Consider the following 15,447-nt stretch of genomic DNA (forward strand, 5'->3'; position numbering starts at 1 on the left):
GCCGGGTCGGTCCTTGTCGCGTCGTGTTAATGCGTGAAACTCTGAGTAGGAGCGACCGCCCCAGCAAGGGAAAGGATAACCCGCCCGAAAGCGGTAATCAATGTCTAGCTTTGATGCGTTCGGCGCGGGAGAATTGGGCGAGATCGATTATGTTCCAGCGAATCGTTATTCAGCCGCCGATCCCCTAGCGACAGCGCCAAGGCTTTCACATGTTTAAGGATGTCACATCAAAAACGATCACCGCTGTTGTCACGGCGGTTGCGCTAGCTTTGTTTTGGTGGTTCTGGGCGCAGGTGGCGGGATTCGTTTCCGTCACCATTCCAAATACAGGGTGGAGCATCTGGTCTTGGCTTGGAAGTGACTCACATGCATCTAATTGGCTATTTTGGGCTCTTGCCATTTTTGCCGCGATGGTCGTTCTATTTGTCGGATGGCTTTGGCTATCAGTGCAACTTGAGAAGGGTCCGCCATATTATCAATTCACAAAGTTCGACCGATGGGGTGTGGTCTGGCGATGGACGTGGACAAAAAATCGCGTTCACGACATTGTCGGGTTTTGTCCGCATTGCGATCGTGTCGTGAAATATAGCGAGTCTGGATCGATTTATGAGCCTGACTCTACCCAGCTTTTTTGTGGGCACTGCAATCGCACGCTCGCATCGCTACCAGGAAAATTTCGTCAAGTATTGGACGACGTTAAGCAAGAGATTGGTCACTCAGTGCGAAGCGAAATATGGCAAGACGACATGGATAGCACGCCATAAAAGAAAACCTATTCCCTTACGCAATAGCCGGCGCGGTCATTCTGGGCATTGCGGCCATTGTCGCAACGGTCCTTCTCGTTGGTCCAGTTGGCCAGCCGGAGACAGAGCAACCATTGGCGACGGTAACCAGTACGCCGGGAGTTTCGTTTCTCAGTGACGAACTGGCGGCCGATGAAAACCGACGCACCAACCGAAACCAAGCCACACGCCGAAAAGCAGGTGACGATTCTTCTACCTAAGCCGGTCACCACCGAAGAGCAGTTCAAGAAGGCGCAGGCCGATGCCGAGTCTCGAATTGTTCAACTCCGGGAGATAACCGAATTCGTCAACAGGGAAAACGGCACCAATCTTCCAATGAGGGACACAATCCACAGACTGAGCGATTGTTACCTGATCCCATGGAAATTGGATACGAGAAGTTTTTCGACGATTTATCGATTGCCTTTCGGGTTGGTTTTGGGTATAAATATGTACAGGCATAATCGTTCGTGATTTGCGCCGCAACCGCCTTTGATCTCAGGGGTTTTCTGTTGTGTTTTGCAGTACGTGGGGACGTGCTGATCTCTTACTTTTTGTCGCCGGCGGCTCCATGGAATTGATCGGCGGTTGGCTCACTTTTTTTACTCCGCACAGTAGCCGGCCGGTTTATCTTTGTGCGCTGTCGCAGCCGTTGGCCTATTTCGATGTGGGGTGCTTACCTGCGCTTGACGAAAATGGATCGCAGTGGCGTAGGCTGGGTTAGCCGACAGGCGTAACCCAGCATTTTTGTGTGGAAATACGGCGAGAAAGCCTTGTTATATCTGCACGCGACGTTACATTCGCTCTCAGATTGGTCAAGTTTTTTTCTTTACGCTCATCACTCATCAACGCCGTGAGATTTTGCCAGAATGAAAACTGGGTTACGCCTGTCGGCTAACCCAGCCTACGAGACTGCGATCACAAAAAAGAAAGGCGCTCTAGATGACCAATAATTTGAGCAAAACATATGCGAAGATGCTCGCAATACATCTCTTCAGTGCTGTATTTATATTTTGCAATGCAAGCTATGGCCACGGCAGTGAACCACGCAAAGTAAAATGGGTTTTGCCAGTTGCAAGTTCAAAAGCGAGCAAAGAATTGACGTTGCGACTAGAAAAACTGAAAACGATTTTACACAATAGTTTCGAAGTTCAGTATCACGAGAAGGGAAATCCCGTTTGTGCATTCTGGGTAGAGCTAACCAATTGGAAGCCAAGTCCAGGTATTCCAGGTCATGTAATTATTATTCAAAATGGCGGGGCTGTATTGCTGGCATCAGACCTGGAGCAACTTGACCTGGCAATTGATCGCATTGAGGATCTGCTAGAGACCGAGTCAGACGGGGTGTACCTGCCTGTTGGTTTGCTGTCGAATTATCCGATCGTCCAGCCGTAGTGATCCTCTTGTGAAATTGTGAATGGATTCGCTCTGCCCTTGTGTGAATGTTCCTGTCGCAATGATTGACGCGTAGCCCAAGATTTTCGCAACCACAAATTCAGTCGGAAGGGCTGCCACTTATGCCGGTTGCCCGTTTTGGTCAGGCTGGGCGATTTGACCCCTCCTTGCCGGTTGTCGGGGTTCTGTCGGTCAACTGTCGCCCGGTCGTTGCCGATTGATTCGGGCATGCTCAGCGGTGGGCGTGGCAGCCGCTCGACTTGCATGGTGCTGCGATGTCTGACGCATGCTGCTTAGAATCAAGTAGGCCAGAGTCAACACGCCTGACGCTTGGCCTTGGGCATGCGCGGTTAGAAGCTGCGTTGCACGTTGAGAGTGGCGTAGGCTGGGTTAGCCGATAGGCGTAACCCAGCAATTTTTGTGTTGGAATACGGCGAGAAAGCCATCTTAATATCTGCATGCGACGTTACACTCGCTCTCAGATTGGGCAAGTTTTTTTCACTACGCTCATCACTCATGAACGCCTACGCGGCTGCGACCATCTGTTGCAAGGGGCGGAATTCTTGAAGTGAGGTAGGAAATGATGGATTTTCAACAAAGAATCAATGAAGAAGAACTGGAATGGGATGAAGACGTACTCATCCTTGATGGCTCACCGTATTCGGGAGTGGCGTTTCTTGCGTATCCAGATGGAACACTCGAACGTGAAGCGACTTTCGTAAACGGTTTTGAAGAAGGCATTGTCCGAGAGTGGTTCCCGAACGGAATACTGGAAAAAGAGTGGTTTGCGAAGCGAGGTCAAGCCAATGGAGAATTTAAAGAGTGGCACGACAATGGCTCAATAAAGTCAGTTGTCGAGTATGAATTTGGCGTCGAACTCCAGTATCAAGAATGGAATAAATCGGGAGAAGTGGTAGTCCGTCGCGAACTGAAAGAGAACACCACGTTGGCAAAGTATGTGCAGCAGAAACGAGAAGGTAAGCAGTAGCTTGTTTCCAACCGATCACATTCATGCCTGGGAAGTTCAGGCCGACCAAGCGTGCCAGATCCAGATAAAGCTTGCCCGTATTGTGGACGCACAAGATCGCTTAGCATCCGATATATGTTACGTGGCGGGGGTAGGCGCACACTAAGAGCCTATCCGGAAGCTGCTATTTCTTGAAACCTCGGTTTTCGTAGGACTTGGCTGCTTCAATAACCCAGCCTACGCGGCTGGTTATTTGAATTCAGGCTCTTTGGGCAGGACAGCACTGCTGGGCAAGCCAGGCAGTGGCACGCGGTAGATGAGCCATTGGCGCATAAAAAAAGCTGACCCGTGAGGGCCAGCTGATCAAATGCTGTTTACAAGTGCTCCCTGTTGGAGTCGAACCAACAACCTACTGATTAAGAGTCAGTTGCTCTGCCGATTGAGCTAAAGGAGCGTTATCTGAGGAGACGCAATTGCTGATGGGCAGGTTCGCGTCTCCCTGAAGTTCCATAATGTAACGCTAACATCGGTCGTTACCAAGGCGGGCTCCAAGTTTTCCGCTTCGTTTTTTATTCGTCGGCTTCGCTGGGGGTGCTTTCGCCCAGCATTTCTAGCTGTTTCATCTTCCGGTAGAGGTTCGAGCGGTGCATTCCGATTTTTTCGGCCGCGGCGCTGATGTTGCCTTGGGCGGCGTCGACGTGCCGCTGGATATAACGTCTTTGAAATTCTGCGGTTGCGTCATTTAGTGGGATGTTCATCGCGGAATCGTCGGGGGAGTCTAGCGAGTGAAATTGCAGCTGCTCAGGCTGGATGATGTCATCGCTGTGCAGAAAGATAACCCGCTCCATGGTGTTACGCAGTTCCCGCACATTGCCGGGCCAATGGTGGGCGAGCAAGCGCCGCTGAGCCGCATCGGACAAAGTAGGCGTTTGGCGGCCCGTTTTGAGAGAAAAATGGTGCAAAAAGTGGTTGGACAGCGTGATGATGTCGTTGCCCCGTTCGCCGAGCGGCGGCAGCTCGATCGTCACTACGTGCAGGCGAAAGAAGAGATCCTCGCGGAATTTCTTGGCGCGAACCAGTTCGCCCAGGTCGCGATTGGTGGCGGCGATGATCCGGACGTCGACCTGGATCTCGGTGGTGCCGCCTACCCGCAGGATCAGTTGGTCTTCGAGGACGCGGAGCAGCTTGGATTGGCCGGCCAGGCTGAGATCGCCGATCTCGTCCAGGAACAAGGTGCCGCCGTCGGCCAGTTCAAATTTGCCGGGTCGGGTTTCGTCGGCCCCGGTAAAGGCGCCCTGCTCTCTTCCGAACAGCTCGCTCTCGAGCAAACTGTCGGGGACTGCGGCGCAGTTGACGGCGACCAGCGGCTGGGCGCGGCGATCGCTGCGATAGTGGATCGATTGGCTGACCACTTCTTTGCCAGAGCCGTTGGGGCCGAGAACCAAGACCGGCAAATTGGATTCGGCGACGCGGCGGATCGTGCCGCGCAGCGTAGCGATCGCTGGGCAATCGCCGATCAGCTCGGCTTCGGCCGCGGCGGCGTCGGCCAGGCGATTGCGACTGGCCAGGATGCGTTCGGTTTCTTGGGTGTTTTCGAGCGCGGAAGAGGCATGGGCGGCCAGCTCGGTCAGGCCCAGCTCGTCTTCGGCCGTAAAGTTGCCGAGGCGCTTGTTGATCAGCTCGAACGCGCCAAAGATTCGCCCGCGACGCCCTGCCAGCGGAACGCATAACAAGTTGCGCGTATGAAAAGCGAGTGATTGATCGACGTCACGATTGATTTCGTCTTGCTCGAGCTCGTCAACGCGGCGCGACTGGCCGGTTTGGACGACGTGCCCGACAACGCCGCGATCGTCGGGCACGCGCAGTTCGCCGCTGGCGATGCCGAGGGCTGGGCGGCCGACCAAGGTTTTTTTGGGGCGATCCCAGAGGAAGATGCTGGCCCGCTCGGCGCCAAACAGTTCGGCGGCGGCTTCGGCCATTTCGGTCAGCAGCGTATGCATATCGCGGGTTTTTTGCCACGATTCGATGATCGCCAGCATTTGTTCGAGCCGCTTCAAACGGGCCAGGCGAGCGATGCGTTCGCGGATCAGGCCGACGCCGTAGCCCAGCAGATGGGCCGTGAGCGCAGCGCGAACTTGCAGCGCTTTGACCAGATCGGGCGTGCTGCGAACGGCCAGAACCAGCGACAGCGACTTGTCGCCGTGCAGCGCAACGGCGAGCCAACCCTCGGCCAGGACCGGCTCGGCGGCGTCCACGGCGGCGACCAGCGCAGCGGTTGGCAACGGGTAGCGGCGGCCCGCCTCGGCGATGGGGGACCATTGGCCCAGGTTGTTGCGGACGGCGACGGCCAGATAGTCGGCCGTACCGCGCTGAAAGATGGCGTCTAGCGCAGCGTGCAGGTATTTGTCGAGCCGATCTTCGGAGGTAGCCAGGGCCACGACTCGCAGATGCGGGGCGCTGATCAGATCGCGTTGTTCGCCCAACAAGAGGGCCGATTCGATTTCGTCGTAAAGGGCTCCGCCCATGCCAAACTCCGCCGGTGTCGTCAATGGATAACGACTGTATGTTATCAAAATGATTTGGTATCGGCCTTGGGCGTATCAGGAAGTCCGCTTTTGAAGGGACGCGGAAACGGGTATTCTGGGCGATTATTACTTGGCCGGCCGTTGAGAGAATCAACAGTCAGCTCACGGTTTACGAGTCGCAAGACTTTGGCGCTACGCGGAGGGAGATCTCGCAGTGCAATTATTCGAAGGCAAAAAAGGGCTGATCGTCGGCGTGGCCAATGATCGTTCGATCGCATGGGCGATTGCAGAGCAAATCATGGCTGCTGGCGGCCAGTGTGGGTTTACGCACCTGCCGGATAAGCCAGAAGATCAGCGCAAGAAGAATCGGGGCAAGGTCGCCAAGCTGATCGAAGGGAACCCGAACGCCAAGTTTTTGGTTCCGTTGGATGTGCAATCGGACGCAAACCTGGCCGAGGTGATCGAAACGACCAAGCAGGAATTTGGCGAGATCGATTTCCTGCTGCATTCGGTCGCGTTCGCATCGCTGGATGATTTGCGCGTGCCGACGGTCGAGTGCAGTCGCGAAGGCTTCAAGTTGGCGATGGATATCAGCGCCTACAGCATGATCGCGCTGACCAACGCCGCACGCCCGATTTTGAGCAAAAACAGCTCGGTCTGCGCCATGACCTACTTTGGCGGCGAGCGGATCGTGCCGGGCTACAACATGATGGGCGTCTGCAAAGCGGCGCTGGATTCGATCGTTAAGTACTTGGCTTATGATCTGGGCGCCGACGGCGTTCGCGTCAACGCAATCAGTGCGGGCCCGCTGAAGACATTGGCCAGCAGCGCGGTAGGCGCCAAAGAGATGCTGGAGATGTACGCGGCGATCGCACCGACCAATGACGGCATCACGCACGAGCAAGTGGGGCGAGCCGGTTGCTATTTGCTATCGGACATGTCCAAGGGAGTGACGGCCGAGATCTTGCATGTGGACGGCGGTTACAACCAGATGGGGACTCCGGGGCGGATGCTGGATCTGGTGAAAGAGATGAAGGAAAAGCTGAAGAGCTAGGGCGCAAGGTTTAAGTTTGCCGCAGCAAGTTTGCCGCAGCGATCAGCCAGAAACTAAAGAACGCCGAGCCAGGGGAGTTGTTTGATCCCCGGCTCGGCGTTTTTGATTCTAAAGAGGTGGTCGAAAACTACGACTGTTCAGTCGAGTGTTCGGTCGAGTTCACTTGTCCAGCTTCAGCGCCTGGAAATCGACCGCGAAGGAAAAAACGTTCCCACCATTTGGCGGGACGTAGGCGAGGATCATCGCGCCGGATCGCATGGGTTTTGCCGCGTCGTGTGCGGACCACGATCGCATCTTGATCGATTTGCTCGATCACCCAGTACTTATCGACAGCGTACGTATAAAACTCGCCTCGCGGCTCCGGGTCAATGTCATGTGCGCGAGGGCCGGGATGCGTGGTGTGTTTGGTTTTGCGATAAACCACGGGATCGCCCGGCTTAAACATAGTGGTCTCCTTTCCATACATAAAGCAGGACAAAATTTGCGCGCCACTGTTAGATTACTTGGATTACCCTTTCCCGTCAAATTGTTGTCGATGTGTCCTGTGCCCCCAGATTTCTTTGGGATAGTTTGGCGAAACTGCATGTACCCGCTTGTGGATGTCTGACATCCTTTAACGCTTATGTATTGGGTTTTTATATGCCGCAAAGTTTGCAGAAAGTGTTTGCACCCTTGGCGCAGGCAAGTTTAAAATGATGACGCCCCTGATAATCGAAGCAGCTCCCCGCTCATCCAATCATTACCTAGGTCTTAGGGAAAGGGGATTTTACGATGCCTCTACAAACTACCGAAAATCGGGCGCCTGTGGCGCGCGACTTCATGGCGACGAAACTGATTACATTGCGTCCCGAAGATGACGCACTGGAGGCGGTTCGCAAGCTGCTCTACTATCGGATTTCGGGTGCTCCGGTGATTGACGCGGCAGGTCAGTACTTGGGCGTTTTTTCAGAAAAGACATCGATGAGCTTTTTGCTGGATGCGATGTACGAACAGTTGCCGTCAAACGAAGTACGGGCCTTCATGAACACCGACCCCAATCGGACGATTGAAGAAGAAACCGACTTGTTGCAGTGCATTCAGGTCTTTAAGAATACCGAGTATCGCCGCTTGCCGGTGTTACGCGGCGGCAAGTTGGTAGGGCAGATCAGTCGCCGCGACGTTTTAAATGCGGCGGTTAAATTGGTGGATACCATCAAAGGTCGCCGCAACGGCAAGTTTGTGATGTATTTCAGTGCGATCCTGGATGTCGATCAGTCCCCGGTTGATTAAGCCCTGGACGGCTGGCGCGTGGCGAAGGGGATGATCGTATCTCACTTCGCTTTGATTGGGCTGCCCGCGATCGGCTAAAATCGACTATAATTTTGCCTGAGCACGAGGAAATATGTGCGAGGGTGAAGTGACAGACGAGATCCGTGAAATCGCCGTAATCGGCTGGCAAGAATACATCGGCCTGCCTGAGTGGAGCGTCCCGCCGATTCGGGCAAAGTCAGACAGCGGCGCACGTTCTAGCGCAATCGATGTGATCGATTTTGAAGAGTTGCCCGGCGATCGCGTTCTGTTTCATGTCGCACTCTCCAAGGTCAACCGCGACAACCTGGTGACCATCGAAGCGCCCATCAAGCGCCGTACGCGGATTAAGTCAAGCAACGGCAGCGTCCACGATCGACTCATCGTCGAGACGACGATTCAGATTGGCCCGCACCAAGCTGTGATTGAGCTGGGCTTGGTTTGCCGCAAGACGATGCTCTGCCGGATGCTGCTGGGACGAACAGCGCTGGCAGGTAGATTTTTGGTGAATTCCGAAAAGCGATTTCTGCTGAGTCAAAAACCGACGCCGGCGAAAAAGAAAAAGCGACGCCCAAAAACGTGAACGAATTGGGCCTGCGGTGCGTATCGGACGCAGGCTTGGGCTGGTGCTCTGCTAGCAGCATGAATTGCGGATCACCGGAACTGGCGAAAACTGCTCTTTGTGATCGCGGCCATCTGGATTACGTTTTCTGTAATCTTTACAAACGGCGACTACGGCAAGGACGGTCGGCGGCTCCCCAGGGAGCCATCGCTGAGCAAAGAGACTGGAATCGCACTGCACTGCGAATCACTGACAAAAATGCGACGCTCGATCGGAATCAGCGTCGTTGGAGCCGCTAACGTTCTCCCCCGGAACAGCTGCGGCGATTAATGACGAGTTGCAGGAGGCGACTCGTTTTGCACGATCCCAGAAAACTTGGAGATTCCAAGAGCATGGAAGCTCGTATCTGCTTCGCGGCAGTCATCTTTGGCGCCGCACTATCGCTTGGCGCTAATCACCGTACCGAAAACTTTGTGGTCACTGCTCCCGACAAGCAAATGGCCCAACAAACCTGTGAAGCGGCCGAAGGATTTCGTCGCCAACTAGCATTGGAATGGCTCGGACGCGAGCTTCCCCCGTGGTCGCAGCCGTGCCCGATCTTGGTCAAAGTGGGCGGCGGCGCCGGCGGTTTCACCCAGTTTGCCTTCAATCGCGGAGTGCCGTTCAGTTGGACGATGGAGATCCAAGGTTCGCGAGAACGGATTCTTGACTCTGTCTTGCCGCACGAAATTTTGCACACCGTTTTCGCAACCCACTTTGGTCGTCCCCTACCCCGCTGGGCTGACGAAGGCGCTTGCACGACGGTCGAGCATGACTCGGAGAAAAACAAGAACACCAAACTGTTGTACGAATGTCTGACGACCGATCGCGGCATCGCGTTCAATCGGATGTTTGCGATGGAAGAATATCCTTCCGACGTATTGCCGTTGTACGCGCAAGGCTACTCGCTGGCTCGCTTTTTGATCGTCCAAGGCGGCAAGCCGAAGTATGTCGAGTACGTCGGCGAAGGGATGCGGTCCAATAACTGGACCCGTACGACGCACAAATTCTACGGCTATCGCAGCCTAAGCGATCTGCAAGTCGCGTGGCTCGACTGGGTCCGTGACGGAAGCTCGATCGCGAATGTTCGCGGCCCGCAAGATCCGATCGCCCAGAACGAAACGGAACCGTTCGTCATGCGAGGTCAAAGCCCTGAACCGCCGATTAACAACGTAGCTGCGGCGACTGCTAACGGCTCGATGGCTTCGCTGCAAAGCGGCCAGCAAAAACAGCCGTTCATGCAAGTGAGCGCCACCGCCACAAGTGAAGGCTTTTATCATCGCGGCGGCAGCGATCCGGCACGCAACGACGCCGCAATGAACATCGCAGCCGATCAGGCGTCGCGTCAAATCGGCTCGGCGCCAACCCCCTTGCCTCCGGCCCAACCGAGCCCGCCGACCCAAGACAAGGTCTTGCTAGAATGGGAACGAACCAGCCGCAGCGCACCAACCTATTACTTGCCGGGTGGAACTTCGCTGTTCCGCTAGTGCGGCGAATGGATGGAATCGAATCAAGAACGCCGGCCGTTTGGTCGGCGTTTTTTTTATGCGCCCATGTTTTGAATCGGTCGCAGCATGGGTACTGTAGTACGAACTGACTCGTTTCACCCAACGAAGCGGCAAATATGCTAGTGGAATGGTACTCCTATTTCAGCACCTCGCTGACGGAATCTCTGGACGCGATGCGCAATTCGCTTCCGGCGAAGATCCGTGATCGTCTGATCGATTCGCCTGTCTTGTTTCAGGGCATGGTCTCTGTGGAGGCGAGTGACGAAGAAGTGGTCGCGTTCCTGGACAGCCATTTTCAGGTGCGATCATCGCATCGATATGTCCGCTCGCACCATCGGGAAGTCACCGAAGATTCGCTCACAAAATTTGAATACTTCACGATTTCTCCAGCCGCATTGGACTATGGTCAGTTCGGCTTCGATCTTTCATCGCGAACGTGCGACCAATGCTTCATCGACGTTGATTTGATCCAAGGAGCGTCGTTTAGGCCACCTAAAAATCGTAAGCATGAGTTCATCGAGATCCATCGCCCCTGGCGCTGGGGAATCGAGTTCCTGATCTCAAATCGGCTGCACGCCATTTTTGAGCAAGTCGGTATTACGGGACTGGAGTACGAACCGATTGCGGCGACCAGCTTTTCGATCGCACGCATCGCGGGGGAAGCCTGGCAACATGCCCAAGAGATTTTTCCCGGGAAAACTTGTGCGAAACATGAGGTTGCTCAGTCGGCGATCCCAATTTGGCCGCGAAGCCCTGCGAACGAATTTCAAACCGACTTTTGTCTGCTCCGCGGAATTGCAACGCCGAGCGCTCGGATCAAAGTCGCGCCGCCAACCTGGGTCGTCTCGAGGCTGGCGACCGTCCTTTTATTGAAGGAGGCGACTCTACGAGTCGCAACGCGGCGGCTGTCGGCAAGGTGCGTTCCCTATCTATTGGATGATGCGTTGACACGTTGATAGTTTTTTACCAATCGAACGGCTGCTATCGATGAACAGCTAAAATGAAAGGCACTGCGCCGAACTTGGCCAGAAGCTTGAGCCGATCTATGCATTGAGATTTGATCGCTTAACGCTCATCCAGCACGCCTAGAGTACACCCGCAGCAGCCGTGTTCTCTCTTTAGATCGCTCGCTACCTATGCATCCTCGATAACCAAGGCATCTTCCGAGGCCTGAACGCCAATTCCTGGCAAGTCTACCGAATGGATGCTTCCAATCTCTCGGTTCCGCACGCGATTTGCACTGTCACTCTGCAGGCCCTTGTTCGAAGCAGTCAGGCTATCTGAGAAACGGCCTCCAGCAGATCCAAACAGATCTTGCCGATAGGTCTCAGTGCGCCCCCCAGGAGATCGCTGACATGAAATACCCTACTCTCGCACTCGCGCTGGTCTTGATGTTGTGGATCACGCTGCCGGTGGCGGCGCAAGATTTTACGACGCAAGATCCCCGGTATACCACCACTCCGCCGCAATACACCACGACGCCACCGCAGTACACAACAATTCCACCGCAGTACACGACAACGCCGCCTCAGTACCTTTCACCTCCCGACACCACGGTTCCGGATGGCGAGGACGACGACGGGGACGATGAGGATGATGACATGGAAGACGAGCCAATCTACTCGGGCAATGTAGAGGAGTTGGTCGAGATCTATGCACGAGATTTTTTGCGGTTGGATGCCACAACGTCGCAGCAATTTGTCACGGACTTCAACCGTCTGGCGGCCCAGCTTGGTTTTCAGGCTAACGATGTGAGCTTGCGGGTAGGAGTGGAGATCGTTTTGTATCTGACTTTGGAGCAGTATTTGGGACTTCCGAGAACAGGTTCTGTTTAAACGTGGCTGCCCAGCTTTGCACTGGGCGCTGACGCGCATAGAAAAGCCCCGACGGTTGGAGAAGCAGTCGGGGCTGACAAAATTAGATTCGTTGCTGCATCCAGTCGAGGAGGGGCGATCAGTATTCGCCCAGCACTTCTCCATCATCGCGAAGCATCAGGTTTAGAAAGACGGAGAGATCGACTGATTCTTTTAGCGTTTGCCCCGAGCCATCACAGAGCGAAATATTCACTGTGCCAGGGTGAAACGAGTAAGGCTGCCCAGAATTGGTGTGGTTAAGAAATCGAAAAGTGCCGGGCTCAATATCGATTGCCGCTTCCCAGGCGCTTCCCGAATTTGTGTCGGTGGGAGCAAGTGGAACGCTTGGGTTGCTAGGATCTCCTTTTCCGCTGCTCGATCCAGAAGTCGACGCCGTAAGATTGTCAGCGCGATAGGCCCGCATCTTGACTCCGTCGCCAGCACCAGCCCATGCCATCGAAACGTTCCCGGTGACGACTTTGCGATTGACGTAGAGCTGCGGCGAGCCTCCGCATTCGTAGTACATCAACGTATTGCTGAAACCATCCGTGATTTGACCAGCTTTGGCCCCGCGACGGGTTGGATCGGTACTGCGTGAATCGCTCGGGCTCATTGCCGTATTCATGGGCATTTGCGGCTCTCCGGATTGGTACCAGAGCGGATGATTCACCGGTCGCAATGCCGGAATTCGAGGAGTTGTATAGTCGGTCGCTTGAACCGGAAAGTTGCCGCCGCTGTCACTGACCGTGACAGTCCGATCGCCGGGAGTACTCGGACAGACGAATGTCGGCACCGAAACGTTCATCAATTCTTTTAATTCTGCAGGCCAGGTTGCAGCCGAGTTCGGATTCATTTGACCGTTGTAGCCATAGTTCTGCGTTGGATGCTGGGCGGCGTTAAAAGCTTCCGCCAAAGTCGGCTGTTCAACAAATGCGAGTATCCGCCAGAGCGATCCGGTTCGCGAATAGGGGAAATAGCCGTAGGTGTGTTCCCAGTTAATCATCCCCAGAGTCGCCTGGCGCAAATTGTTTTTGCACTGCATGCGTCGCGCAGCCTCACGAGCTTGCTGAACCGCTGGAAGCAATAAACTAATTAAGACTCCAATGATGGCGATAACCACCAAGAGCTCTACCAGCGTGAAACCTGTATTTGGCTTACGGGCTACGCGCGTTTGAAAATGCATTGAATCGGTTCCCACTGGTTTTGGAAAGCTGCTTGATTTGGCGCGTAAGCCAGAAGGCTCGCGGTCGCCAAGATTGGTGTCAGGCGGGTGAGTCCTGGCCAGAAAACCCCGGGGAGGGGCTCATTCGCAGGTTGATGGTGATGTCAGGGAGTGGTTAGGGCTGGCTGCGGCGCCGGAGGTAAGTTGATATTGAAAGCCAGTATCAATAAATGGCCGACCCCCTAGAATAGCCACAATAGTTGGCTAGATCAACAACCTAGATGGTTGATCGAAGAGACTTTTTCCTCGCAAAGGAAAAGTTCACCCGTAAGCTGGCGTGGGATGCGGTAGGGAAATCGCTTGGCGATTTTGCTCAGAGGCATTTTATTGACGATTACTCTGTGCGGTCTCGCTTTGTCATGAGTCGACCATTCTCTTGCTTGGATCGAGGTCAGGTCAGTTCGCTTTTAAGTTGATGCGCATAAAAAAAGCTCCGACCGTTGGAGAGACGGTCGGAGCTTCGGTTTCACATCAGTTGCGGATTCAGAGTTGCTACGTCAAACAGCAGGAGGGAGAGTTTTCTTACGCACTTTTGGTTTCTGGCATCTTGTAGAGATTCTCGCGACCTTCGATCACTTCGCGAGTGATCGAGAAGCTGCTGCCGGGTTCTTGTTCTGGAAGATCGAACATGATGTCGAGCATCACTTCTTCGATGATCGAACGGAGACCGCGGGCGCCGGTGCCTTTGTTCAAAGCACGTTGAGCGATCGCTTCTAGAGCGTCATCCGAGAAATCAAGTTGTGCATTTTCCATCTCGAACAGTTGTTGATACTGTTTGATCAACGCGTTCTTGGGTTCGGTCAACACGCTCTTCAGTCCGCTGACATCCAGCGGTTCGAGCGAGCAGACAACCGGCAGGCGTCCGACGAGTTCCGGAATCAAACCGAATTCTAGGATGTCGTCGCTGTTAACCTGACGCAAGCATTCGGCCGAGTCGGCTTCGCTCTTGTATCCGGTCTGTTGGCCGAAGCCGATCGACTTGCGTCCGAGACGCTTGCGAACGATCTCTTCGATCCCGACGAACGTGCCGCCGCAGATAAAGAGAATGTTGCTGGTGTCGATCTGGATGTACTGTTGCTCGGGATGCTTGCGTCCCCCTTGCGGCGGAACGTTGGCGACGGTCCCTTCCAGCATCTTCAGCAACGCTTGCTGAACGCCTTCGCCGGAAACGTCACGAGTGATCGAGACGTTGTTGGACGTCTTGCCAATCTTGTCGATTTCGTCGATGTACAGGACGCCGCGTTGAGCCGCTTCGACATCAAAGTCAGCCGCATGCAGCAACTTCAGCAGCAGGTTTTCGACGTCTTCGCCCACATAGCCGGCTTCGGTCAGCGTGGTCGCGTCGCCGATGGCGAACGGCACGTTGAGCATGCGAGCTAGTGTGCGAGCCAGCAATGTTTTGCCGCTACCGGTCGGACCGGCGAGCATGATGTTTGATTTTTCAATTTCTACGCCAGTGCCTTCGGCGCCCATCATCAATCGCTTGTAGTGATTGTGGACAGCTACAGAAAGCACCTTTTTGGCATTCCCTTGACCAATGACGTACTCGTTGAGGTGCGTCATGATCTCACGCGGGCTAGGCACGTGATTGAACAATTTGCCGCTGGCGCCGCGACGTCGATTCTCTTGTTCGAGAATCGACTTGCAGAGATCAATACATTCTCCGCAGATGTATACGTCGCCAGGGCCTTCGACCAAGGGACCCACTTCACGGTAGCTTTTACGGCAGAACGAACAGAAAGCGTTCTTTTTGTTGGTTGAACTGCGACGACCACCAGTGATATCTTTTCCCGCGGGCATTCACTACTCCTTTACGGCTTCTCAAAGTTGAACCGAGCGCGCTTTTTACGGCGCGTCATGGGCGAGAGGGCGACGATCGCCTACTCGGTTCCAAACTCCCAGGTGTCGCTCGATTGGCCGTTGGCGGTGAAGCCGTGGGCCCGGGGGGCATCCTTGTCCGCAGAGAGTCGAGCTATCAATTCTCTAAATCAAATCTATCTCAAGCTTCCGTACAGTCAGGGCTCGAGACCACACACCGTGTGATTTCGACCCAGTAGCCTCCCAGGCTTGAACTCCTCGCTGTACGAACGCATCGTTACGTTTGTGCGGAAGTTAACCGCAAAAAACTTAGACATCACTTTGCGAGCCTGACGGTGGATCATCTGTTGAATCTCCAACCGTCTTACGGATTTGCGTCGAAATGTCCGTCTTTATCTTTCGGAATTCCTCGTCGCTCAGAGCACCCCGTGAATG

General features: G+C 54.5%; 14 protein-coding genes and 1 tRNA gene. 10 read left to right on the plus strand and 5 right to left on the minus strand.

The window, feature by feature from the left end:
- Window positions 1-209 precede the first annotated feature (209 nt).
- From SH421x_RS09180 to SH421x_RS09195, 4 genes are all read left to right on the plus strand, one after another.
- Window positions 210-764, plus strand: a complete 555-nt coding sequence (locus SH421x_RS09180) for a hypothetical protein (RefSeq protein ID WP_488855140.1) — start codon at window positions 210-212, stop codon at window positions 762-764.
- Between the two features lie 171 nt (window positions 765-935).
- Window positions 936-1,256: a hypothetical protein gene (locus SH421x_RS09185; RefSeq protein WP_488855142.1), complete on the plus strand. Its 321-nt coding sequence runs from the start codon at window positions 936-938 to the stop codon at window positions 1,254-1,256.
- A 468-nt stretch (window positions 1,257-1,724) separates the two neighbouring features.
- Window positions 1,725-2,177 (plus strand): hypothetical protein, encoded by a 453-nt coding sequence (locus SH421x_RS09190; RefSeq protein WP_488855143.1) that lies wholly within the window; start codon window positions 1,725-1,727, stop codon window positions 2,175-2,177.
- 580 nt (window positions 2,178-2,757) lie between these two features.
- Window positions 2,758-3,165 (plus strand): toxin-antitoxin system YwqK family antitoxin, encoded by a 408-nt coding sequence (locus SH421x_RS09195; protein WP_488855145.1) that lies wholly within the window; start codon window positions 2,758-2,760, stop codon window positions 3,163-3,165.
- A 360-nt stretch (window positions 3,166-3,525) separates the two neighbouring features.
- Here SH421x_RS09195 and SH421x_RS09200 read toward each other — a convergent pair.
- Together SH421x_RS09200 and SH421x_RS09205 are read right to left on the minus strand one after the other, a co-directional pair.
- Window positions 3,526-3,598, minus strand: a tRNA-Lys gene (locus SH421x_RS09200).
- A gap of 115 nt (window positions 3,599-3,713) precedes the next feature.
- On the minus strand, window positions 3,714-5,669 hold the full coding sequence (locus tag SH421x_RS09205) for a sigma-54-dependent Fis family transcriptional regulator (RefSeq protein WP_488855146.1): 1,956 nt from the start codon (window positions 5,667-5,669) through the stop codon (window positions 3,714-3,716).
- Between the two features lie 214 nt (window positions 5,670-5,883).
- Here SH421x_RS09205 and SH421x_RS09210 point away from each other — a divergent pair, with 214 nt between their 5' ends.
- Entirely contained in the window at window positions 5,884-6,723 is an 840-nt protein-coding gene (locus tag SH421x_RS09210) for an enoyl-ACP reductase FabI (protein ID WP_488855148.1), read from the plus strand.
- 127 nt (window positions 6,724-6,850) lie between these two features.
- On the opposite strand, the gene SH421x_RS09215 is transcribed toward SH421x_RS09210, so the two are convergent.
- On the minus strand, window positions 6,851-7,168 hold the full coding sequence (locus SH421x_RS09215) for a hypothetical protein (protein ID WP_488855149.1): 318 nt from the start codon (window positions 7,166-7,168) through the stop codon (window positions 6,851-6,853).
- 326 nt (window positions 7,169-7,494) lie between these two features.
- Here SH421x_RS09215 and SH421x_RS09220 point away from each other — a divergent pair, with 326 nt between their 5' ends.
- From SH421x_RS09220 to SH421x_RS09240, 5 genes are all read left to right on the plus strand, one after another.
- A complete protein-coding gene (locus SH421x_RS09220; RefSeq protein WP_488855150.1) occupies window positions 7,495-7,992 on the plus strand; it encodes a CBS domain-containing protein in 498 nt (165 codons plus the stop codon).
- A 112-nt stretch (window positions 7,993-8,104) separates the two neighbouring features.
- The gene (locus tag SH421x_RS09225) at window positions 8,105-8,593 is read left to right on the plus strand and encodes an ATP-dependent zinc protease family protein (RefSeq protein ID WP_488855151.1); all 489 of its coding nucleotides are present in this window, start codon (window positions 8,105-8,107) and stop codon (window positions 8,591-8,593) included.
- Window positions 8,594-8,964: 371 nt separating this feature from the next.
- Window positions 8,965-10,098, plus strand: a complete 1,134-nt coding sequence (locus SH421x_RS09230; RefSeq protein ID WP_488855153.1) for a hypothetical protein — start codon at window positions 8,965-8,967, stop codon at window positions 10,096-10,098.
- Window positions 10,099-10,235: 137 nt separating this feature from the next.
- Window positions 10,236-11,075, plus strand: a complete 840-nt coding sequence (locus SH421x_RS09235) for a hypothetical protein (RefSeq protein ID WP_488855155.1) — start codon at window positions 10,236-10,238, stop codon at window positions 11,073-11,075.
- A 399-nt stretch (window positions 11,076-11,474) separates the two neighbouring features.
- Window positions 11,475-11,954: a hypothetical protein gene (locus tag SH421x_RS09240; RefSeq protein ID WP_488855156.1), complete on the plus strand. Its 480-nt coding sequence runs from the start codon at window positions 11,475-11,477 to the stop codon at window positions 11,952-11,954.
- A 118-nt stretch (window positions 11,955-12,072) separates the two neighbouring features.
- Here the strand turns inward: SH421x_RS09240 and SH421x_RS09245 are convergent, their stop codons facing one another.
- Both SH421x_RS09245 and clpX read right to left on the minus strand, forming a co-directional pair.
- Window positions 12,073-13,155: a DUF1559 family PulG-like putative transporter gene (locus SH421x_RS09245; protein ID WP_488855157.1), complete on the minus strand. Its 1,083-nt coding sequence runs from the start codon at window positions 13,153-13,155 to the stop codon at window positions 12,073-12,075.
- A gap of 561 nt (window positions 13,156-13,716) precedes the next feature.
- The gene (gene clpX / locus SH421x_RS09250; RefSeq protein ID WP_488855158.1) at window positions 13,717-14,994 is read right to left on the minus strand and encodes an ATP-dependent Clp protease ATP-binding subunit ClpX; all 1,278 of its coding nucleotides are present in this window, start codon (window positions 14,992-14,994) and stop codon (window positions 13,717-13,719) included.
- Window positions 14,995-15,447: the final 453 nt, after the last annotated feature.

Source organism: Blastopirellula sp. SH421, from assembly GCF_057808535.1.

Bases quoted from the DNA above. Each gene is read 5' to 3' on its own strand.
- SH421x_RS09180 (WP_488855140.1), top strand. From the start codon at position 210: ATGTTTAAGGATGTCACATCAAAAACGATCACCGCTGTTGTCACGGCG.
- SH421x_RS09185 (WP_488855142.1), top strand. From the start codon at position 936: ATGAAAACCGACGCACCAACCGAAACCAAGCCACACGCCGAAAAGCAG.
- SH421x_RS09190 (WP_488855143.1), top strand. From the start codon at position 1,725: ATGACCAATAATTTGAGCAAAACATATGCGAAGATGCTCGCAATACAT.
- SH421x_RS09195 (WP_488855145.1), top strand. From the start codon at position 2,758: ATGATGGATTTTCAACAAAGAATCAATGAAGAAGAACTGGAATGGGAT.
- SH421x_RS09205 (WP_488855146.1), bottom strand. From the start codon at position 5,669: ATGGGCGGAGCCCTTTACGACGAAATCGAATCGGCCCTCTTGTTGGGC.
- SH421x_RS09215 (WP_488855149.1), bottom strand. From the start codon at position 7,168: ATGTTTAAGCCGGGCGATCCCGTGGTTTATCGCAAAACCAAACACACC.
- SH421x_RS09220 (WP_488855150.1), top strand. From the start codon at position 7,495: ATGCCTCTACAAACTACCGAAAATCGGGCGCCTGTGGCGCGCGACTTC.
- SH421x_RS09225 (WP_488855151.1), top strand. From the start codon at position 8,105: ATGTGCGAGGGTGAAGTGACAGACGAGATCCGTGAAATCGCCGTAATC.
- SH421x_RS09230 (WP_488855153.1), top strand. From the start codon at position 8,965: ATGGAAGCTCGTATCTGCTTCGCGGCAGTCATCTTTGGCGCCGCACTA.
- SH421x_RS09235 (WP_488855155.1), top strand. From the start codon at position 10,236: ATGCTAGTGGAATGGTACTCCTATTTCAGCACCTCGCTGACGGAATCT.
- SH421x_RS09240 (WP_488855156.1), top strand. From the start codon at position 11,475: ATGAAATACCCTACTCTCGCACTCGCGCTGGTCTTGATGTTGTGGATC.
- SH421x_RS09245 (WP_488855157.1), bottom strand. From the start codon at position 13,155: ATGCATTTTCAAACGCGCGTAGCCCGTAAGCCAAATACAGGTTTCACG.
- clpX (WP_488855158.1), bottom strand. From the start codon at position 14,994: ATGCCCGCGGGAAAAGATATCACTGGTGGTCGTCGCAGTTCAACCAAC.